Below are 20,872 nucleotides of genomic sequence, written 5' to 3' on the forward strand. Positions count from 1 at the left end.
GCCTCCACCCCGCGCAGACTGTCGTGACCGCTCAGTTGCGCATAGATCAGCGCCACCAGGTGATCCCAGCTCTTGAAGGACTTGTCGTAGCCATCCCCGTCCAGACCATCCACAACTGTCTGAAACCGCCGTCGACTGATCGGTTCAAGGAGCTTCCCAAAAATGCTACCGCGAAATCGCATGCTCGGCCTTCTGTGTCTCGACAACCAGAAAAGACCGATTTGCCTCGGTTTTGCCGAGCATGCACTGCGACATAGCGATTCATTCCCCGGACAGCCCTGCTCCCTATGGGAGAGGTGAGAAGAGGCAGCGCCCATGGGAACACAATTCGACCTTATCTCATCACGCTCTACGCCGGCACGATCTTGCCCGGATTGAAGATATTCTGCGGGTCGAGCGCCTTCTTCAGCGCCCGCATGGCGTCGATCGCCTCGGGCCCTAGCTCGGCTTCGAGATATTTCTGCTTGCCCTGCCCGATACCGTGCTCGCCGGTGCAGGTGCCACCCATCGCCTGCGCGCGCTCGACGAGGCGATGCATGAATTCCTCGCCGCGCGCCATCTCCTCGGCATTGTCGACGTCGCAGACCAGCGAACAGTGGAAATTGCCATCGCCGACATGACCGACGATCGGCGAGAGCAGATTGAGCCGCTTTAGATCCTCTTCGGTTTCGGTGACGCAATCGGCCAATCGCGAGATCGGCACGCAGACATCGGTCGCGACCACGCCTGAGCCGGGCCGCAGCGCCTTCACCGACCAATAGGCGTCATGCCGCGCCTGCCAGAGCTTTGTGCGGTCCTCCGGCCTGGTGGTCCAGGTGAAACCCAGCCCGCCGCATTCGGAGGCGATCTCCTTGAAGTTCTTCGATTGCTCGGCGACCTCGGCCTCGCTGCCGTGGAACTCGAGCAGCAACAGCGGCGTCTCCGGCAACGTCAGTTTCGAATAGGCGTTGCACGCCTTCACCTGCGCGGCGTTGAGCAGCTCGATGCGGGCGACGGGAATGCCGGTCTGGATCGCCAGGATCGTCGCCTGGCAGGCGCCGCGCACGGTCTCGAACGAACATGCGGCTGCCGCGATCGTCTCGGGAATGCCGCGCAATTTGATCGTAAGCTCGGAGATGATGCCGAGCGTGCCCTCGGCACCGACGAACAGGTGCGTCAGGTCATAGCCGGCGGAGGATTTCTTCGCCCGCGTGCCGGTCGTGATGATCTCGCCGTCGCCGCGCACGACCTTCAGCGCCAGCACGTTCTCCCGCATCGTGCCGTAACGCACCGCGTTGGTGCCGGAGGCGCGCGTCGAGGTCATGCCGCCGAGCGAGGCATCGGCGCCGGGGTCGATCGGGAAGAACAGGCCCTGGTCGCGCAGATGCTCGTTGAGCGCCTTCCGCGTCACGCCGGGCTCGATCACGCAATCGAGGTCTTCGGCGTGCACGGCGAGCACCCGGTTCATGTCGCGCAGATCGATGCAGATGCCGCCGGCCGGCGCATTCACCTGCCCCTCCAGCGAGGTGCCGGTGCCGAAGGCGATCACGGGAACGCGATGTTTGGCGCAGATCCGCACCACATCCTGGACGTCGGCAGTTTCCTGCGCCATCACCACGGCGTCCGGCGGCTGCGGCGGCAGCCATGTCGTGGTGTGGGCGTGCTGGTCGCGCACCGCCTGCGAGGTGATGAGGCGGTTGCCGAAGCGCGCCGCCAGCGCGTCGATCGCGGCCTTGAGGGCCGGCGGCTCCGGACGCGCCGGATTGTTCGAAATCGTAGTCGCCACGTGAAATATCCTCCCGGCTTTAGCCGACCGTGGCAAACGTTATATAACGGGTCAAGACCGCCAATCGAACTAACAGGGATGGAATAATGACGACCATTAATGCCGCCAGGGACATCAAGTTGCCCTCAGCCCCGTTTCTGTCCTCGGTGATGCAGATCGAGCCGCAATGGATCGACTATAATGGCCACCTCAACATGGCCTATTACAACGTGATGTTCGACCGCGCCATCGACGAGATCTGGCTGCAGCTCGGCATCGGCCCCGCCTACAAGAAAGAGCGCCACAGCTCGACCTTTACCGCCGAGTGCCATGTGCGCTATTTGCGCGAGGTCCATCTCGGCGATCCCGTCCAAGTGACGGTCTATCTGCTCGCTGCCGACGACAAGCGGCTGCACACCTTCGAGGAGCTGCGCCACGCGACCGAAGGCTGGCTGTCAGCTACCTCCGAAAACATGTCGCTGCATATCGACATGAACTCGCGCAAGGTCGCCCCGTTTCCATCCGATATCCGCGCCCGCATCAAGGCGATCGCGGATATCCATGCATCCATCCCCCGGCCCGAGGGCATCGGGCGCAGCGTGGCGATGCCCGCACGCTAGGCCGGGCCGCCTAGACCCTGGAGCGGCCACGCACCAGGCCGACCACTGCCGAGATCAGGAACAGGATGATGGCGATGAAGAAGATCGCCTTGGCGATCTCGATGGAGACACCGGCGATGCCGCCGAAGCCCAGGACACCCGCGATCAACGCGATGATCAAGAACGTTACGACCCAGCCTAACATGGCCAAACCCTCTGCTTTCCGTTTCCACCGGCGCGATCGATCATCGCACCAAACTCGAGGAAACAATCCGGCCCCAAAACGAAGGTTCCGGGACGGAAAACAGCGAAATTTGCTGCCGCTCACGGAACAAAACCGCGCTTTGGATGCAGCCGGGTCAGGCCTTCGCTGCTGCTGTCACACCTCCTGATAGTCGGCGGGAGCGACCCTGACGTATCCGCCGGCGCGCAGCGACTCGGGCTCGACGATCTCCTCCGCGGGAGCTGTCGGCGCGTTGCGCGCAGTCTTCCAATCGCTCTCGAATATCTGCGTGAAGTAATCACAGATGCCCGGATGAGAGAGCCACACGCCGGCCTCGCGGTTCTTGGAGACGGCGGAATCGGACCAGTTCTGCGAACTGACCAGGACATCCTGGCCATCGACCAGGATCATCTTGTTATGGCAATGCACGAAGCGGGTCGTATCGATGTATCGTATGTTCTTGCCGGCCACGAGGCCGAACTGCTGCTTTAGCAGCGCCAGGTTTTTCTTCTCGGCGTCGAGATCCTTCTTGCCGAAAACCTTGCCGAGGATGATGCGGATATCGAGCTTCTTGTTCTGCTTTCGCGCGTCCGCAATTGCCGTCAGCAATTTCTGGATGTCGGGCTGCTTGCCACGGACATATTGCTGCTCGATCAGTATCGACTTCTTTGCCGCCCGAAGCTTCCCCGGGATCACCTGCATGTAGTTGTCCGGACTGAGGACCGGCTGAACGGCAAGCGGTTTGGTGAGCTTGAAAGTCTTGCTCGGAAACAGCTTGGCGGGGATCTTCGTCGGCGCCCGCTCGATCATGAAAGCGTTGGCCGCTTCAATGGCCTGAGCCAGCGCTTCCGGTCCCGTCAGCTCGAGATTCATGTCGCTTTCGAGAATGCCGGTGAAGAACTTCGACAGTTTCCTGGAGCGGATCGCCAGGCCGGTATCACGATTGCCGGGCCGGAAGTGCGCCGGATCGCCGCCGTCCTTCACATTGAGGGGTATGCTGTTCTCGCTGTAGTTGCCGCTCTGCACGATGCACCATTCGCCATCGATGACGATCACCTTCTCGTGCGACGAGCTGAAGAAGTGCACCCGATGACTGGCGCACGATGGCGCCGGCACGCCGTCGACCCCGGCATCGTTCAGGTCGTCGAACAGCTCCTGCTCGTCCTTGCTGTCGATATCGAGCATGAGCTCGACCTTGACGCCGCGCGCGAGCGCATCCAGCACGAGCTGCTTGATATACTCGGCCGAAAAGTCATAGATGCCGATCAGGATCGACTTCTTCGCATTGTCAAAGAGCTTCTTGGTCACCGCGAAAGTCGAATCCGGGGAGCAATAGGCGATGATTTCCTGATCGACGTCGACCGCGGGAACCTTGATCTTCTCGTATGCTTCGAGATCGCAGTTGCGCGGAACCATTTCCGGCATGAAGACGTCGGTCCGCACCGGCACCACGCGATCGCCTTCGGCCCGAACGCTCTGCGGTTCGGCAAGAAACGGCCCACGATGCTTGAGCATCGATTGGCGCAATACGAAGCTCGGCATTTTATCCCCCCAATGTTTGCGAGAATCATTCCGGTTTGAAAGGCTCGCTCCTGACGCAGACCAGCGGCACCTGGACGTCGCCCTTTTCCGTCGCGACGGTCAGCGCGGGAGGCAGCGTCACGTTGGCTTCCGGAGCGACATGCGCGACGACGACCCAGCCGCGCTTGCCGTGATCCTTCCCCGCCTCCACGCCGATTGCGTGGGCGCCGCATTTCAGCAGCTCGCGACTGTTGAGTTCGCGCGCCTTGTTGGCCTGTTGCTCGTTCGCCATCACCAATCCGCATGGCCGGTCCGCTTCTCATGCTTTCACGAAGCGGAACTTCAGCGCCTTCATGACCTCGGCAATCGGATTAAAGATACTCGCGCTACCCGACCCGGCAAAGTGCAGACCGACGATCTTCTTGCTTGCCTTGTCGACGATGATTGCGCCGGAATCGCCGGGCTTCGAATAATGCGTGCACTTCACCTGGTCCAGGAAGCCGATCTTGCCGACGCCCGGATAGGGCATGACGATCCTGAAGTGGACGTCCTGGACTTCGCCATCGGCATCTTCCGACGTCCGTCCGCGCGTGACGATCTTCATCCCGCGCACCGGATTGGTGGTCGCAAAAGGAGAAGCCGCTCCGCGTATGGAGAAATCTATCTTGTCGAGAAAGTCCTGATCGATCTCGGCGAGAGCCGCATCCACGCGGTTGAGAAAATCGTCACCGGTCTTGAACTTCAGGATAGCGGATAATGTCGCGACGACCTGATCCCTGCCGCCATTGTCGGACTCGCCGGGAAAGACGATCTTGTCGCCGACCTTCCCCAATCCGCTCTTGGCAAGCACGTGGGAATTGCTGAGCACGAACAGCTTCTTCCCCTTCTTGACGATCGCCCCAAGGGTTCCCGTATCCGTCAGATTTCCGATGCTATAGCCGCTGAGCAGCGGCGACCTCTGCTTGTTGACCTGGGGACGAACCCTTCCGATCGCCTGGACATCGGTGAATACTGCCTTGCGGCCCGGCACACTCAGAACGGGAGGGATCATCTTCTGGCTCTTCATCCGGCTCTTGGCGACCTTCTTTTCGACGTAGAAGCAGACGCTCAGTTCGCCGGTGTCTTTCTTCTCGGTGATCTTGTCCGCAATTCCGATACCGACGATGTTGGGATCTTCGAAGATGGTCCGCACGCGCTCAACATGCCTTGCCTCGAGCAGCCCCAAGGATTCCGGCCGGGCGCTCTTCTCGCCGCTGACCAGGTTGAGCGCATCAAGCAGTTCCTTCGGAGTATCGTTCCTTGCCATGACGCCTCCCCCAGAGATGCAAGCCAACGAATTCAACAATCTTGAGTTGAGATTCGCATTTTGGCAAGCCTACGCGCCCGCCAGTCAATCGAATCTTGATGAAACTATTGCGATCCCGGCTGGCGTTTTGGCGACGCCCGTGGCACGCCGAAAGCGCGCCTTTTATTGGCCATGCTGCCCTCGCAAATCGGCGGCGCGAATGCCATGTTATCGACTTGAGAATCAAGGACTTCGTTATTGACTGATCTGCGCAAGCCCCTGCCACATGCCCCTGCTCCGGCGGCCTCACCCGTGCCCGGCGGCATCGGTGCGCGCGCCCGTGCGGCAGCAGGCCCGCAATATCTCGCAGGGCTCAATCCGGAGCAGCGCGAGGCAGTGGAGACGCTGGACGGTCCTGTGCTGGTTCTAGCCGGCGCCGGCACTGGCAAGACGCGGGTCTTGACCACCCGCATCGCCCATATCCTGAGCCAGGGCCGCGCGCGGCCGCACGAGATCCTGTCGGTGACCTTCACCAACAAGGCGGCGCGCGAGATGAAGCTGCGGCTCGGCCAGATGCTGGGCCAGGCGGTCGAAGGCATGCCGTGGCTCGGCACCTTCCACTCGATCGCCGGCCGCATCCTGCGCATCCATGCCGAGCTGGTGCAGCTCAAATCCAACTTCACCGTGCTCGATGTCGACGACCAGGTGCGGCTGTTGAAGCAACTGCTGCAGGCGGAGAACATCGACGACAAGCGCTGGCCGGCGCGCATGCTGGCCGGACTGATCGACACCTGGAAGAACCGCGGCCTGACGCCGTCGCAGGTGCCGGCCGGCGAAGCGGCGAGCTTCGCCAACGGCAAGGGCGGCAAGCTCTATGCGAGCTATCAGGAACGGCTGAAGATCCTCAACGCCGCCGATTTCGGCGATCTCCTGCTCGAGAACATCCGCCTGTTCCGCGAGAACCCGGATGTGCTCAGGCAATACCAGAGCCGCTTCAAGTTCATCCTGGTCGACGAATATCAGGACACCAACGTCGCGCAGTATCTTTGGCTGCGGCTGCTCTCGCAGGCGCCGTCGCCCCAATCGTCATTGCCGGGCTTGACCCGGCAATCCATCGCGTCTTCACAAGATGGATCTCCGGGTCACGACGCTGCGCGTCGGCCCGGTGATGACGAAGATGCGGCTGCGGCACCCACTTCCCCACCCAAGAACATCTGCTGCGTCGGCGACGACGACCAGTCGATCTACGGCTGGCGTGGTGCCGAGGTCGACAACATCCTGCGCTTCGAGCACGATTTTCCCGGCGCGAAAGTCATTCGGCTCGAGCGCAACTATCGCTCGACCGGCCATATACTCGCCGCCGCCTCGCATCTGATCGCGCACAATGAAGGCCGGCTCGGCAAGACCCTGCGCACCGAGGACCAGGATGGCGAAAAGGTCACCGTCACCGGTTCCTGGGATTCGGAAGAGGAAGCGCGCGGGATCGGCGAGGAGATCGAGGATCTGCAGCGCGCCGGCGAGAATTTGAACGAGATCGCGATCCTGGTGCGCGCCTCGTTCCAGATGCGCGAGTTTGAAGATCGCTTCGTCACGCTCGGCCTGCAATATCGCGTGATCGGCGGCCCGCGCTTCTATGAGCGTGCCGAAATCCGCGATGCGCTGGCTTACCTGCGCACGATCAACTCGCCGGCCGACGATCTCGCCTTCGAGCGCATCATCAATGTGCCGAAGCGCGGGCTCGGCGATGCCACCGTGCAGCTCCTGCACGATCACGCCCGCAAGCGCCGCATTCCGCTGTTTGAGGCGGCGCGCGCCGTGGCGGAGACTGACGAATTGAAACCGAAAGCGCGCGGGAGCTTGCGCGGTGTCGTGCAGCAATTCGACCGCTGGCGGGCGCAGAGCGAGGTGACCTCGCATACGGAGTTGGCCGAGATCGTGCTCGACGAGAGCGGCTACACCGAGATGTGGCAGAAGGACCGCTCGGCGGACGCCGCCGGCAGGCTCGACAATCTCAAGGAGCTCATTCGCTCGATGGAGGAGTTCGAGAACCTGCAAGGCTTCCTCGAGCACATCTCGCTGGTGATGGACCGCGACGGCGAAGCCGGCGACGAAGCGGTGTCGCTGATGACGCTGCACTCAGCGAAGGGCCTGGAGTTCGACAACGTCTTCCTGCCCGGCTGGGAGGAAGGCCTGTTTCCAAGCCAGCGCACGCTCGACGAGCAGGGCCGCGCGGGCCTCGAGGAAGAGCGCCGCCTCGCCCATGTCGGGCTGACGCGTGCCCGGCGCCGCGCGAAAATCTATTTCGCCACCAACCGCCGCATCCACGGCACCTGGTCGACCACGATCCCCTCGCGCTTCCTCGACGAATTGCCGGCGCATAATGTCGAGATCACGGAATCCAAGGGCGGCTCCGGCTGGGGCGGCGCCGGCGGCTACGGCCCCTCGCGCTTCGACAATGTCGAAGCCTTCGGCTCGAGCTACACAACGCCTGGCTGGCAACGCGCCCAGGCCAACCGCGCCCGCAACCAGAACCGCGGCGGCGGCTCGCGCGGCGGATTCGACGAGGAGCAATCGCCCTTCGGCGGCTTCGGCCGCAACAAGCGCGCACCGGTGGTGATCGAAGGCGAGCTGGTCGCGAAATCCACCGGCACGGTTTCGGAATTCTCGCTCGATGACCGCGTGTTCCACCAGAAATTCGGCTACGGCCATGTGGTGAAGATCGACGGCAACAAGCTCACCATCGCCTTCGAGAAGGCGGGCGAGAAAAAGGTGGTCGATAGTTTCGTGGAGCGGGTGTAGGAGAGTGTCCTGCGGGTCGCGCACTTAATGCCGGCAGACAGGCCGTAGGGTCTACATGATCCACAGAGGGTTTTCATGTTGACCAACAGCCGCGAGATCATACGCCGCCTGGAGCGGGAAGGATGGGTACTTGTTCGCGTTACCGGTTCGCACCACGTGTTCAAGAATCCCATATCCGGCGAAACGCTGGTCATTCCGCACCCGAAGAAGGACTTGGGGAAAGGATTGGTGCGCGCCATCTATAAAGGTGCAGGGTGGAAGCCCGATTGAGGTTAGCCATGGCTCACTACGTCGCGATTGTTGAGGATGCCGGACCTGAGCACAGTGTTGGTGTCTGGTTTCCGGATCTGCCCGGCTGCACTTCCGGCGGGGATGATATCGATGAAGCCTTGCGCAATGCGCCGGAGGCTTTGCAGCTCTATGCGGAAAGCCTTGAAAATGACGGCAAGTCGCTGCCGCATCCGCGAACACTGACCGAACTGAGGGCCGATCCGGAGATCGCGAACGACATAAAGACCTACATGGTCGCCCTGATTGAACTACCCGCGCGCGCTCACGCGGCGGAGTGAACTGATCGTCGTTTCGACGGATTGCAGAACCCGCCAAGTGTACCTATGTACTCGCCGCCCCTCCTCTCGCGCGGCGCAACGTCGCGTTCCCTGTCACATTTCCTGCCAGCTCGTCACCACCAGCCATGTCACCGATCATTTCCGTTTCCAATCTCTCAAAGGTCTATGGCTCAGGCTTCAAGGCGCTGAACAACATCAATCTCGATATCCGGCGCGGCGAGATTTTTGCCCTGCTCGGGCCGAACGGCGCCGGCAAGACGACGCTGATCAGCATCATCTGCGGCATCGCCAATCCGAGTGAAGGCAATGTCTCGGTCGACGGCCACGACATCATCAAGTCGTACCGCGCGGCACGCTCGATGATCGGCCTCGTGCCGCAGGAACTGCACACCGATTCCTTTGAATCGGTATGGGCGACCGTGAGCTTCAGCCGCGGCCTGTTCGGCAAACCGAAGAATCCCGCTCATATCGAGAAGGTGCTGAAGGATCTCTCGCTGTGGGAGAAGAAGGATTCCAAGATCATCACGCTGTCGGGCGGCATGAAGCGCCGCGTGATGATCGCAAAGGCGCTGTCGCACGAGCCGCAGATACTATTCCTTGACGAGCCGACCGCGGGCGTCGACGTCGAGTTGCGTAAGGGCATGTGGGAGGTGGTGCGGACGCTGCGGGATGCCGGCGTCACCATCATCCTGACCACGCATTACATCGAGGAAGCCGAGGAGATGGCCGACCGCATCGGCGTCATCAACAAGGGCGAGATCATCCTGGTCGAGGACAAGGCCAAGCTGATGGAGAAGCTCGGCAGGAAGCAGCTCAAGCTGCATCTGGCGCACAGGATCGACGCCGTTCCGCCGGCGCTTGCGCCCTATCATCTCGTGCTGTCGGAAGGCGGCACCGAGCTGGTCTACGATTACGACACCGCGGGCGAACGCACCGGCATCACCAGCCTGCTCGGCGATCTCCGCAATGCCGGGATCCGTTTCTCCGACCTCGAGACCAGCCAGTCTTCGCTCGAAGACATCTTCGTCAGCCTGGTGAGAGCGCCATGAACTATCGAGCGATCCGCGCAATCTATTTGTTCGAAATGGCGCGCACCTGGCGCACGCTGTTGCAGAGCATCGTCTCGCCTGTGGTGTCGACCTCGCTTTATTTCGTGGTGTTCGGCGCCGCGATCGGCTCGCGCATCACGGAGGTCGAAGGCGTCAGCTACGGCACCTTCATCGTGCCTGGGCTCGTGATGCTGTCGGTGCTGACGCAGAGCATCGCCAATGCATCCTTCGGCATCTATTTCCCGAAATTCGTCGGCACGATCTATGAAATCCTCTCGGCGCCGATCTCCTATTTCGAGATCATCATCGGCTATGTCGGGGCGGCCGCGACCAAATCGATCGTCCTCGGGCTCATCATCATGGCGACGGCCGGATTGTTCGTGCCGCTGCACATCAATCACCCGATCTGGATGCTGACCTTCCTGGTGCTGACCGCCGTCACCTTCAGCCTGTTCGGCTTCATTATCGGCATCTGGGCCGATGGATTCGAGAAGCTGCAGATGATCCCGATGCTGGTGGTGACGCCGCTGACGTTCCTGGGCGGCAGCTTCTATTCCGTGAACATGCTCCCCTCGGGCTGGCGCACCATCACCCTGCTCAACCCCGTGGTCTACCTGATCTCCGGCTTCCGCTGGAGCTTCTATGGGATCGCCGATGTCGGCGTCGGCCTGAGCCTCGGCATGACCCTGGGCTTCCTCGCCACCTGCCTGGCAATCGTCTGGTGGATCTTCAGGACGGGCTACCGGCTCAAACGTTGATCGCCTCGCGGTCATTTCGGGGCATGCGAAGCATGAACCCAGAATCCAGAGATTGCGGTGCGAGATTCTCCGCAAGTGCACATCGTAGTTCGCGCTCACGCGCGCCCCGGAATGACGATGTCCCTCACGATGATCAGCGATAGCAGCGGAAATGGCCGGAGCGGGTGTAGTAGCCGCGGCAGCGATGGCCACGGTGCCAACCGCGATTGGGCAGGCCGAGCACGCCGTTGACCGCACCCACGGCACCGCCGACGCCGGCTCCAACCGCCCCCCCAACCACGCCGCCGACCGGACCGGCGATCCGATTGCCCTCGTAGGCTCCCTGGTGCGCGCCGCGCACGATACCCTGGGCATGTCCCAGATGAGGCATCGCAAGCAATGCAAGGATGATGGCGGCGGCCGCAAGCACGAGCCGCGCCGGCGTGACATCAGGCAGCGCCAGCGTCTTGACCTTGGTCTTCTTCATCACAATTCCCAAAAATGCACGGCAAATTGTACCGTCAGGCGGGAGTGTGAAACGCCCTTGCGGCCAAATGGTTGCGCGTCTGTGACGAATTCGAGTCGTGTGCTCACACTCGCGAAAAAGTCAGCAGGCCAGCGTTGGATTTCTCCGACGACACCTTGCTTGCGCCGCTCGTTATATTAACGATGCATGGCCGGGCTACTGGAACCCGAGCCGGATTCCGGGCATAGTGCTTGCCGGGGACGGAGAACCGCGGCGCTGCAATGTTAGGCCTGGAGGGCCAAAGTAAGATGCGTACGTTCCTCGTTGCTTTCACCGCCCTGACGCTGGCTTTTGCCGGCGCCGCACAGGCCAAAGTCGCCATCACCGTCGACAAGGATAACCAGCAGATGACCGTCGCGGTCGACGGCGTTGAGCGGTATCGCTGGCCGGTCTCGACCGGCATCCCCTCCTACGAGACGCCGAACGGCAGCTTCCGCACTTTCCGCATGGAGGAAGACCACTACTCCAAGGAATTCGACGACGCGCCGATGCCGCACTCGATCTTCTTCACCAAGATCGGGCACGCGATTCACGGCACCGATTCCGTCAACCGCCTCGGCAGCCCCGCCTCGCATGGCTGCGTGCGATTGTCGCGCGAACATGCAGCCACGCTCTACGCCCTGGTACAGGAGCAAGGCGTGCTCAACGCCACGGTGACGCTGACCGGCTCCTCGCAGGTGGCGCTCGCGCGTAATCCGAAACGCGGCAACACCGCGGTCGCCCGCCGCGCGCCGCAGCCATATGACCAGCAATATGACGCTGTTGCCGGCGATCCTGTGATGATCTCACCGCAACAGCAGCAGCAATTGCCGCAGGCCCGTGCCGACGACGGCTACATCTATCCGGCCGACGGCAGCTCCAATGCGCAGGTGTATCCGGCGCCGCGCAGCCGCCGCGTCTATGATACGCAGACCTATTATCGCCAACCGCAACAACCGCAGCAATATTCCGACCGCTACGCGCCGGCGCCGCAAGGCTATTACTATCCGCCGCGGCCGCGCGGGTTCTTCACTTACCAGGACTGACCAGCGCCGAGTTGGTCGGCACGACAGAGCGGGATGGCTGCGTCATCCCGCTCTTTTTCCTTCTGCGCCCAATTTCCATGCCTAATCTTTGCCTGTGCGCGAACGCCTCGCATTCCCCTGAAACTCCGCTTTACGCCAATGCGATCCTGCACGTCCGGATCGTGCATGATCCTCATCAACACGCCTGCGTGAGCCCAAATTGACAACGACCGCCGTGTCCGTATTGTGTCTAGTTGTTTCCCTGGATTTCCCATGACACAAGAAGAAATTTCCGGTTTTTGCGTGGATTCGCTTGCAAAAGTGCTGCGGATCGCCAAGGACCGGATCAAGACCGATACCAAGTTCAACCGGCTCGGGCTCGATTCGGCGATGGTTGTCTATGTCATGATGGAACTCGAGGAGAAGCTCGATCTCGAGCTTTCGACCGACGATTTCTACGACTATCCGACCGTCGACGCGCTGTCGCGTTACCTCGCTGAAAAGCTCGCAGCCCGCTCCGCTGCCTGACCCCTAATCGTCGCCGGATATCATTGACCAAGATGGAGACGTTTTCCTCGCTGGTGGCGCTGCTGGCAAAGCGGGCGGAAACGCAGCCCGATGCGCGCGCCTACATCTTCCTCTCCGACCGCGGGGCGGAGGAAGCCATCCTCACCTTCCGCGAGCTGCATGACGCTGCCCGCGCGCTGGCGGCGCGGCTTGGCGAAGTCACCCGGCCGGGCGATCGCGCGATGCTGGTGTTTCCGCCCGGTCTCGAATTCGTCGTCGCCTTCTTCGGCTGCCTGATCGCGCGTGTGATCGCAGTGCCGATGATGATGCCGCGGCGGCAGAGTGCGCGCGACTCCAGCGCCGCGATCATGGCCAATTGCGAACCTGCAATCGCGCTCACCAGTTCGGCCTTCGCCATCCGCGGCGATCTGCAGGAGCGGTTTTCGCGCGAAGGCCTGCAGTGGCTGGCCGTCGATCTCGACACGACGCCGGCGCAGCCTGCGGCCGATCTGCCGCTTCCAGCGCGAGAGGATATCGCCTTCCTGCAATACACCTCGGGCTCGACGTCCGAGCCCAAGGGCGTCGCCGTCAGCCACGGCAACCTGCTCGCCAATCTCGAGATGATCCGCATCTCGCTCGGCAACACCGAGCAATCGACCTATGTCAATTGGGTGCCTCTCTATCACGACATGGGGCTGATCCTGAACACGCTGGAGGCGCTCTATGTCGGAGCGCTCTGCGTGCTGATGGCGCCGAACGCCTTCACCCAGCGCCCACTCAACTGGCTGCGCGCGATCAGCGACTATCGCGCCGAGGTCGCCTGCTGCCCGAATTTCGGCTACGACCTCTGCGTCAGCCGCTATCGCGCCGAGCAGATGCAGGGCGTCAATCTCTCCTCCTGGAAGATCGCGCTCAACGGCGCCGAGCCGGTGCACGCCGAGACGATCAAGCAATTCATCGAGACCTTCGCCGCTCACGGCTTCGATCCCCGCGCCACCTTTCCGGCCTATGGTATGGCGGAAGCGACGCTCTTGATCTCCGGCGGCAGCCGCGGCGCCGGCCATGTGACGCGCGACGTTAGCCGCGCCGCGCTGCAGGCGCATCGGGCCGAAGCGCCGGCTGATGCGGCGGATAGCCAGACGCTGGTCGGCTGCGGCCGCGCGCTCGAAGGCGAGCGGATCGCGATCGTCGATCCCGACACCTGCGCGCGCCTGCCCGTGGACCAAGTCGGCGAGGTCTGGGTCAACGGTGCCAACGTCGCGGGCGCCTATTGGAAGAATCCGGAAGCGACCCGGACCGGCCTGCACGCGCGCATCGCGGGCGATGACGACGGCGCGAACTGGCTGCGCACCGGCGACCTCGGCTTCCTGGATCGGACGGGTGAAGTCTTCATCACCGGACGGATCAAGGACTTGATCATCGTCCGCGGCATCAACCACTATCCGCAGGATCTCGAGCGCACGGTGCAGGCGGCACATGCCGCGCTGCGGGCCAATTGCGGCGCGGCGTTCTCCGTCAGCGACGAGCACGGCGACGAAACGCTTGTCGTCGTGCAGGAGGTCGAGCGCACCGAGCGCAACCGCATCGACGGCGCCGAAATGAAGGGCCTGATCCGCGAGCACGTCACCGACCAGCACGAATTGTTCGCGCGCCATATCGTGTTGATCCGGCCGGGCACGCTGCCGAAGACCACCAGCGGCAAGATCCAGCGCAGCCTGGCGCGCCGGCTGTGGTCCGAAGGCCGGTTCGAAGATCTCGCCGCCGACGCGGATTGATCAAAAGTCGATCTTCGCCGCTTCGCCATCGCGGATACTGGCGACGATGCCCTCCTGTATCTTGCTAGCGATGCTCGGGCGGTAGTGGATGAAATCGGCAAAATTCGCGCGGTCGCGGGTCAGCGCGTTGTCGATGCGGTAGTTGATGAAATTGCTGTTCGGCCGGCCGGCCACGACGCGCTTCAGAGCCGCGTTGCACGCCTCACGGTCCGCCGCAGCGGGCGTGCCGGGCTGCGGCATCTTGCTTTGCAGGGTCGGCGGCACGACGATGACGACGCTGGTCTCGGCTGGAAGCTTCTTGACCGCCGCATCGAGCCGCGCGACCTCGGGAAGCGTCTCGCGCTCCGCGACGGTGGTCGCAGGCGGCGGATCGCGCGGCGGACTGATTTCGCGGAAGGTGCCGGGCAGCCAGATGTCCTCGTAGCTGAAGAAGCCGGTGGGGTCCCTGCGCTGATGCCAGCCGAGGCCGATCGAGAGCCGTTGGAACGTGCGCTCGATCGTCGTCCATGACAGCAGGTGTGTCGCATAAGGGAGAGAGCTTTCGCCATAGAGCCAATCGGGGAAGGTGCCCGGCGGCGACTGGATGGGGACGTGATGGCACCACCAGGGATCAACGACGAACACCAGTGCGCGCACCCGCTTGTGATGCCGCAGGAAGAAATCGAGCAGCATGAGCTGCTCGTGCGGATTGCCGCCAGTCATGTAGAGCTGCACGAAGTTCAGGCCGGTCGCCTTCGACAACTCCGTCGGTTCAAGCATCTGCGCGGTCGAATTGCCGATGATGGCGGAATCGAAATTCGGATCGCGCGCGCGGCTTGCCGCAGACGTGAGCGTGTTCCGATCGTCGACGCCGTCGATGCCGAGAAAGCCGAACTTTCCGGTGTCATAGGGATCGACCAGGATCATCAGCGCGTAGAGCAGCAGCAAGCCGCCAACCAGCGTACCGACACAGTTGGCCAGACATCGGCTCCATTCGGGCGACGTGTCAGAACTGGTAGTAAGCGAAGCCACGAACGTTCCCTTCTCCGAGCAAGATCAGGATGACCAACAGACCGAGGCCGGCGACCACGCCGAGCCAGGGTCGCGGCCGCTGCATCACGCGTTCGACGATGTCCTGGGTCGCCGGCAGCAGGAAGGCCATCAGCGGAACGACCACGAGCGGCCACAGATGCTTCCCCTCCGACAGATTGGGCGGAACGGCGAGGCCGTGGAAGATGTTCAACGCCGCATCGAGCGTTCCGGCGCGGAAGAACACGCCGGTAAGCAGCACGAACATCACCGTCAACGCCCATCCGGCGAGCGCGGGCATTCGCGGCCCATAGCGGCGCCACAGCGAGCAGACCACCAGCGCCAGGCCATGCAACGTGCCCCACAGCACGAAGGTCCAGCTCGCACCGTGCCAAAGGCCGCACAGCGCCATGGTCAGCACCATCACCGCGAAATATTGCAGTTGGTAGAAGCGCCGCGGCACCATGCGCTTGTTGGCGAGCGGAAAGAACAGGTATTCGCGCAGGAACGTCATCAAGGTGATGTGCCAGCGCTGCCAGAAATCCTGGATGCTGGTGGAGCGGAACGGCGCATCGAAATTGTACGGCAGCTTGACGCCGAACAACAGGCCGAGCCCGACCGCGATGTCGGAATAGCCGGCGAAGTCGTAGAGGATCTGGATGCCGAAGGCGAGCGCGAGCCATGCGTCGCCATTGCTCACCGGCCCTTCAAGCGCCCGCGCATAGATCGGATCGATCAGCCGCGCAATACGGTCGCCAAGCAGGATCTTTTCGACAAGCCCGATCAGAATGAAGGCGATTCCGATGCAGAATTGGCGCTGCCAGCCCGGCGCATAGACTGTCTTGCCGAACTGCTCCATCACCTGCGACCAGCGCACCAGCGGTCCGGCCAGCGCCTGCGGGAAGAAGGAGATGTAAAGCGCGTAGCGGTTCAGTGAATAGGTCGGCGCCTTTCCCTTGCGCAGATCGACCAGATACATGATGTGGTGGAAGGTGAAGAAGGAGATGCCGAGCGGCAGCACGATGTCGAGCACCGGCATCGGCCGGCCGAGCGCAAGGCCGATATTGTAGACGAGGAAGTTGGCGTATTTGAACCAGCCGAGGACGCCGAGATTGGCAACGATCGCAACGGTGATGATCCACGGCATCTTGGTCCTGGCATAGGTCATCGCCGCAATCCAGTTGATCAGGATCGACAGGATCAGCAGCAGGACGAAGGGCGGATTGCCGTAGGCGTAGAACACCAGCGACATCGCAACGAGCGTCCAGATCCGCCACTGCGGATGCGGATCGACAAATCGATAGATCAGGATTGCCGCCGGCAGGAAGCCCAGCAGGAAGGGGTAGTCGTTGAACAGCATCAGCCGGCAATCTCAGGCATGACCCGGGTTACTCACCTTATCCGCCGGAAGCCGACGACTATCCGTGCTCGAGCTCGGCCACGTCGGACGCCGGCTCGTGCAGCCGGCGCAGCGCGATCTTCTCCGCACTCGGCACCTTGACGTTCCAGGCCAGTCCCAGCGCGGCAAGCACTCGGATGAAGAGATAGCCGGGATCGAATTCGAACCATCGCAACCCGAACGCCGCCGAATAAGGAAAGGCATGGTGATTGTTGTGCCACCCCTCGCCCCACGCCAACCATGCCATTACGCCGAGATTGCGGCTGTTGTCACCCCGGGTGCGGTAGGGACGTTCACCGAATGTGTGCATGACGGAGTTGATCGCCGACATCGCCTGTTCGACCGCGAACATGCGCACCACGCCGCCCCAGAGGAACCCGGCCACCGCGCCCCACAGGCTGCCGGCGACCAACCCGCCAATGGCGGTCGGGATCAACAGCCCCACCAGCACCCAGGCATAGTAGTAGCTGTTGACCCGGACCAGCACCGGCTGCGCCATCAGGTCCGGAACGTAATGGGCGACATTCGGATAATCATGCTCGATCATCCAGGTCAAATGCGCATGCAGGAAGCCGCGCAGACGGCCGAGGAAGCTCCCGCCATGCAGATTGGGCGAATGCAGGTCGCCCTCGTGATCGCTGAGTTCGTGGTGGCGACGATGCATGGCGGCCCAGGATACCATCGACCCCCGCCCGGCCATCGAGCCCATGATGATCAGCATCGCGCTCACGGCTGTCCCGGTTGTGAAGGCGCGGTGCGTGAACAACCGGTGATAGCCGACGGTGAGGCCGAGGCCTGTGACCAGCCACATCGCGAAGAACAGGCTGATTTCGAGCGCCCCGATCGGGCGATAGAACAGGGCGCCAAGCGCGATCAATGTCCCGATGAATGGCAATACATCGAACAGAATAAAATGCTGCCACTGCAATCGATGAAAATGCCGGCTCCGGATAATCCGATGGTCGCGCATGAATAATGGAACAATTGGGAAACAAGTTCCATCAGTACAGAGTCGGCCCCCCGCCCGCAACCATTGCGACGGATTTGCCCTGCAGTTCGCGAACGCGGTCGGCGGGTGTTGCAAAAATATCGAGCTCACTACTCGCCGTCGCGCAATCGCCGGTAAACCGCGCCCAGGATGTTGGAATAGTCGTCGGTCCAGACCCGCTGCTTTTCATCGGCCTCGGTTTCGGTCCACGAGTCGGACGAGGCGAGCTTGCCGACATCGGCCTCCTTGCGGGCGGAGATCACGACCGAGGTCGAGAAAATGTACTCGCTGTCACGGCCGGAATCCTCGCTGTAGACCCAGCTCTTGAGGTCGTTGGCCTCGGCGATGCCGACCACGACGCTGGAAAGCTCGAGGTGGCGGTTGGAGATGTGCATCACCACCGCGCCCTGCGGCGCCAGCTTGGCCTTGTAGATCGCCATCGCCTCCTCCGTCGCCAGATGGATCGGGATCGCGTCGGACGAATAGGCATCGACGATGATGAGGTCGTAGATGCCATCAGGCTCGCGAGCGAAGGTGAGCCTGGCATCGCCGATCACCGGCTTCAGGTCAGGGGCGCAATTCTGGATGTAGGTGAAATATTTCGGATCGCGCGCGGTATCGACCATGGTCTGGTCGATCTCGAAGAACTTCCATTGTTCGCCCGGCTCTGCGGCGCAGGTGAGCGTGCCTGAGCCGAGTCCGATCACGGCCACCTTAAGCGGAGCGCCCTTGCGCTCGCGCATCGCCGTGATCGCCTGTCCGATGCCGCCGTCCTTGTGATAGTACGTAATGGGTTCGGGCCGGCCGGTTGCTGGCGTGCCGTTGTCGTTCTTGAAGCGCTCGGCGCCGTGAATGGTGGTGCCGTGCATCAGCACGTGATATTGGCCGTTCGGCGTCACCACGATCTTGTGCACCCCGAAGAAGCTGCGCACGGTCTCGACCCGGCCGTTATCGGAGGGGTAGGCGCGCAACAGCAGCAGCGCCACCACGACGGTCGCGAAGATCTTCCAGCGGCTCGCGTTGAGCGTAAGCGCCAGCAGCGCCGAGAGCACGCCGACCGCGCCGATCACCCACGACCGCCGCTCGTCCAACCAGTTGAACAGCGTCCCGGTTGAATAGGACGGCACGATCAGCGCGACCGCGAGCACGGCAAGGAACGGCCAGTACCAGGCACTCCAGCGCGGCAGCCGCTCTCCCCCGCCGGACGGCCGGCACAGCGCGGCGAGCGCCAGCAGGATCGGGTATTCCGCCACCCAGGAGAAGGCAAACGGCGCGATCAGGCCTGCGAACAGGCCGCCGACCATGCCGCCGAACGACAGCGCCACGTAGAAGCCGGTGAGGTATTTTGCTGCCGGCCGGGTCCGCGCCAATTCGCCATGGCAGGCCATCGCGATGATGAAAAAGGCGAGCTGGTGACCGCCCAGCGTCAGCAGCAGACTCTGTTCGCCACCAACCGCAAGCAGGATGACGACGCACGCAATTGCGATTGGCTGCGCGCGCAGCATGAACTCATGCGAAAACAGCGGGCGCGACTGGAACACCAGCACCCAGGTCAAGAGGTAAAGCGACAGCGGCAAGACCCAGAGCAGCGGCGCTGCCGCAACATCGGTCGAGATGTGCGCGGTCACGGCGATCAGAAGGCCCGAAGGCACCGCGGCAAGGAAGATCCAGCGCAAACGCAACAGCCAGGAGGGTGCCGGCGCATCGGCATCATCGACCGGCAAATTCAGCGCCGCCGCGCTCGCGGACGAACGCATCAACAGCACGCCGCAACCCGCGATCAAGAGGATCAGCAGGCCATAACCGCCGGTCCAGATCAGGTTTTGCGTGCGCAGCGTGAACATCGGCTCCAGCAGCACCGGATAGGACAGCAGCGCGAGAAAGCTGCCGATGTTCGAAGACGCATAAAGGAAGTACGGATCCGGACCGTTGGGATGGCCGGTGCGTACAAACCAGGCCTGCAGCAGCGGGTTGTTGGCGGCGAGCGCGAAGAACGGCAGGCCGATCGAGACCGCGAACAGGCCAAGCAACCAGAACGCGTAACCTGAGGTCGGTGGATCGCCCCAGCCGCTCTGGATCGCGAGCGGCAGCGTCAGCATGGCCGCGACCAAAAGCAAGAGATGCACCGCGACCGGAGCCGCGCGGCTCTTCAGCTTCATCAAATAGTGCGCGTAGGCGTAGCCCGCGAGCAGCAGCGACTGGAAGAACACCATCGCCACCGACCACACCGCCGGTGAGCCGCCGAGCCGCGGCAGCACCATCTTGGTGAACAGCGGCTGCACCGAGAACAACAGGAGCGCGCTGACGAAGATCGCGGTGGTGTAGACGATCAACACCAGCCGGTTTCGCGCGGCGGACGGCTTGGAAATCATGAAAGCTCCGGCTTGGGCCCGGCGGACGCCGGCGGCGAGATTTCCGGCGCATGCACGCCAGAGGTTTCAATTGAGCATATGACGGCATGGCCGGCAATGTAACCCGGTCACGTGGACTTGACGATATGCCAGTGCGGAGCGACGGAACGAATGATGGGTTTCGCTCTACCCATCCTACGATTCTGTAAACCTCGCACGGCTGTCGTCCCCGCGAAAGCGGGGACCCATAACCACAGGGAGGCGTTGTGGTGCGAGCAAGCAGTTGCAGCGGAGCAAACAATAAATGCCTGTGGTTATGGGTCCCGGGTCCCGGCTACGCCCAAGGGCTTCGCCGCGGCGCGCAAGCCCGGGACGACGTGGGGTGAGGTTCGGATTCAAATTGCAAACAGCAGTGGGGATGCGAGTCCGCGTTCTCGCGGCGCATTGCGCCCGAGGTTTGCGTTCGTTTCACCCTCTCATCGAACAGAGGGCGCAGGGAAAGCCGGGTGCTGGTTGCACCCGTGGGTCCCGTGCAGCAAAAAGCACGGGGGTAGGACCACAGGTTCAACCGAAGCATTCCGGCTTTCCCTGCGCGATGGTGTTACGGTTTCCTTCGCGCTCTCCCCGGTGACCGGGCTTTCTTGCCACCGTCGTCCGCGGCAGCTCTTGCTGCTCGCGAGCTTAGCGCCAGCGTCGGGGCGCCAGGACCACACGACTTCGCCGTCCGCTGGTGTTGCGTTCGTCTCTCGCAATACCTGCGTCCACCGCATCTCACCGCAACGTTCGTG

Annotated in this window: 20 protein-coding genes; 9 read left to right on the forward strand and 11 right to left on the reverse strand. The window is 62.5% G+C overall.

Translation table 11 applies throughout. From position 1 onward, the window contains the following. Positions 1 to 182: DUF4372 domain-containing protein (locus YY7_RS62395; RefSeq protein ID WP_196237436.1), on the reverse strand; the 182-nt coding region annotated here is incomplete at its 3' end. 167 nt (positions 183 to 349) lie between these two features. Beyond that, positions 350 to 1,765 (reverse strand): FAD-binding oxidoreductase, encoded by a 1,416-nt coding sequence (locus tag YY7_RS0145285; protein ID WP_028168837.1) that lies wholly within the window; start codon positions 1,763 to 1,765, stop codon positions 350 to 352. 86 nt (positions 1,766 to 1,851) lie between these two features. On the opposite strand from YY7_RS0145285, the gene YY7_RS0145290 reads away from it, so the two are divergent. After that, positions 1,852 to 2,364, forward strand: coding sequence for a thioesterase family protein (locus YY7_RS0145290; RefSeq protein ID WP_051397288.1), 513 nt, complete (start codon positions 1,852 to 1,854; stop codon positions 2,362 to 2,364). 10 nt (positions 2,365 to 2,374) lie between these two features. Here YY7_RS0145290 and YY7_RS59495 read toward each other — a convergent pair whose 3' ends face one another. From YY7_RS59495 to YY7_RS0145310, 4 genes are all read right to left on the reverse strand, one after another. Then, a complete protein-coding gene (locus tag YY7_RS59495; protein WP_027578166.1) occupies positions 2,375 to 2,548 on the reverse strand; it encodes a DUF1328 domain-containing protein in 174 nt (57 codons plus the stop codon). Between the two features lie 174 nt (positions 2,549 to 2,722). Then, complete coding sequence (locus YY7_RS0145300; RefSeq protein WP_245287666.1) at positions 2,723 to 4,108, reverse strand: phospholipase D-like domain-containing protein; 1,386 nt, start codon at positions 4,106 to 4,108, stop codon at positions 2,723 to 2,725. Between the two features lie 25 nt (positions 4,109 to 4,133). Beyond that, on the reverse strand, positions 4,134 to 4,379 hold the full coding sequence (locus YY7_RS0145305; RefSeq protein WP_028168840.1) for a hypothetical protein: 246 nt from the start codon (positions 4,377 to 4,379) through the stop codon (positions 4,134 to 4,136). A gap of 27 nt (positions 4,380 to 4,406) precedes the next feature. After that, on the reverse strand, positions 4,407 to 5,393 hold the full coding sequence (locus YY7_RS0145310) for a hypothetical protein (protein ID WP_028168841.1): 987 nt from the start codon (positions 5,391 to 5,393) through the stop codon (positions 4,407 to 4,409). A 246-nt stretch (positions 5,394 to 5,639) separates the two neighbouring features. Between YY7_RS0145310 and YY7_RS0145315 the strand changes: the two genes are divergently transcribed. The 5 genes from YY7_RS0145315 (at position 5,640) to YY7_RS0145335 (ending at position 10,547) form a co-directional block, all read left to right on the forward strand. Beyond that, positions 5,640 to 8,171 carry an ATP-dependent helicase gene (locus tag YY7_RS0145315; RefSeq protein WP_155255619.1) on the forward strand — a complete coding sequence of 844 codons (2,532 nt, stop codon included), beginning with the start codon at positions 5,640 to 5,642 and terminating at the stop codon, positions 8,169 to 8,171. Between the two features lie 75 nt (positions 8,172 to 8,246). After that, complete coding sequence (locus YY7_RS0145320; protein ID WP_028168843.1) at positions 8,247 to 8,441, forward strand: type II toxin-antitoxin system HicA family toxin; 195 nt, start codon at positions 8,247 to 8,249, stop codon at positions 8,439 to 8,441. 8 nt (positions 8,442 to 8,449) lie between these two features. Further along, positions 8,450 to 8,740 carry a type II toxin-antitoxin system HicB family antitoxin gene (locus tag YY7_RS0145325; RefSeq protein WP_028168844.1) on the forward strand — a complete coding sequence of 97 codons (291 nt, stop codon included), beginning with the start codon at positions 8,450 to 8,452 and terminating at the stop codon, positions 8,738 to 8,740. A 125-nt stretch (positions 8,741 to 8,865) separates the two neighbouring features. After that, positions 8,866 to 9,789, forward strand: a complete 924-nt coding sequence (locus tag YY7_RS0145330; protein ID WP_028168845.1) for an ABC transporter ATP-binding protein — start codon at positions 8,866 to 8,868, stop codon at positions 9,787 to 9,789. Further along, positions 9,786 to 10,547, forward strand: a complete 762-nt coding sequence (locus YY7_RS0145335; RefSeq protein ID WP_028168846.1) for an ABC transporter permease — start codon at positions 9,786 to 9,788, stop codon at positions 10,545 to 10,547. The genes YY7_RS0145330 and YY7_RS0145335 overlap by 4 nt, the downstream gene beginning before the upstream one ends. Before the next feature lie 133 nt (positions 10,548 to 10,680). Here the strand turns inward: YY7_RS0145335 and YY7_RS0145340 are convergent, their stop codons facing one another. Further along, complete coding sequence (locus YY7_RS0145340) at positions 10,681 to 11,013, reverse strand: hypothetical protein (RefSeq protein WP_028168847.1); 333 nt, start codon at positions 11,011 to 11,013, stop codon at positions 10,681 to 10,683. A 287-nt stretch (positions 11,014 to 11,300) separates the two neighbouring features. Between YY7_RS0145340 and YY7_RS0145345 the strand changes: the two genes are divergently transcribed. From YY7_RS0145345 to YY7_RS0145360, 3 genes are all read left to right on the forward strand, one after another. Further along, positions 11,301 to 12,077, forward strand: a complete 777-nt coding sequence (locus YY7_RS0145345; RefSeq protein WP_028168848.1) for a L,D-transpeptidase — start codon at positions 11,301 to 11,303, stop codon at positions 12,075 to 12,077. Between the two features lie 252 nt (positions 12,078 to 12,329). After that, the gene (locus tag YY7_RS0145355; RefSeq protein WP_028168850.1) at positions 12,330 to 12,584 is read left to right on the forward strand and encodes an acyl carrier protein; all 255 of its coding nucleotides are present in this window, start codon (positions 12,330 to 12,332) and stop codon (positions 12,582 to 12,584) included. Positions 12,585 to 12,616: 32 nt separating this feature from the next. After that, positions 12,617 to 14,338 (forward strand): fatty acyl-AMP ligase, encoded by a 1,722-nt coding sequence (locus YY7_RS0145360; protein WP_035692711.1) that lies wholly within the window; start codon positions 12,617 to 12,619, stop codon positions 14,336 to 14,338. Here the strand turns inward: YY7_RS0145360 and YY7_RS0145365 are convergent, their stop codons facing one another. From YY7_RS0145365 to YY7_RS0145380, 4 genes are all read right to left on the reverse strand, one after another. Next, positions 14,339 to 15,349, reverse strand: a complete 1,011-nt coding sequence (locus tag YY7_RS0145365) for a hypothetical protein (protein WP_028168852.1) — start codon at positions 15,347 to 15,349, stop codon at positions 14,339 to 14,341. Further along, complete coding sequence (locus YY7_RS0145370) at positions 15,324 to 16,706, reverse strand: MBOAT family O-acyltransferase (protein ID WP_028168853.1); 1,383 nt, start codon at positions 16,704 to 16,706, stop codon at positions 15,324 to 15,326. Before YY7_RS0145370 ends, YY7_RS0145365 begins: the two co-directional genes overlap by 26 nt. A gap of 58 nt (positions 16,707 to 16,764) precedes the next feature. Next, complete coding sequence (locus YY7_RS0145375; protein ID WP_028168854.1) at positions 16,765 to 17,673, reverse strand: acyl-CoA desaturase; 909 nt, start codon at positions 17,671 to 17,673, stop codon at positions 16,765 to 16,767. A gap of 170 nt (positions 17,674 to 17,843) precedes the next feature. Further along, on the reverse strand, positions 17,844 to 20,105 hold the full coding sequence (locus YY7_RS0145380; RefSeq protein WP_028168855.1) for a fused MFS/spermidine synthase: 2,262 nt from the start codon (positions 20,103 to 20,105) through the stop codon (positions 17,844 to 17,846). Positions 20,106 to 20,872: the final 767 nt, after the last annotated feature.

The sequence above is a fragment of the Bradyrhizobium elkanii WSM2783 genome (assembly GCF_000472865.1).
Taxonomy (GTDB): Bacteria; Pseudomonadota; Alphaproteobacteria; order Rhizobiales; family Xanthobacteraceae; genus Bradyrhizobium; species Bradyrhizobium elkanii_A.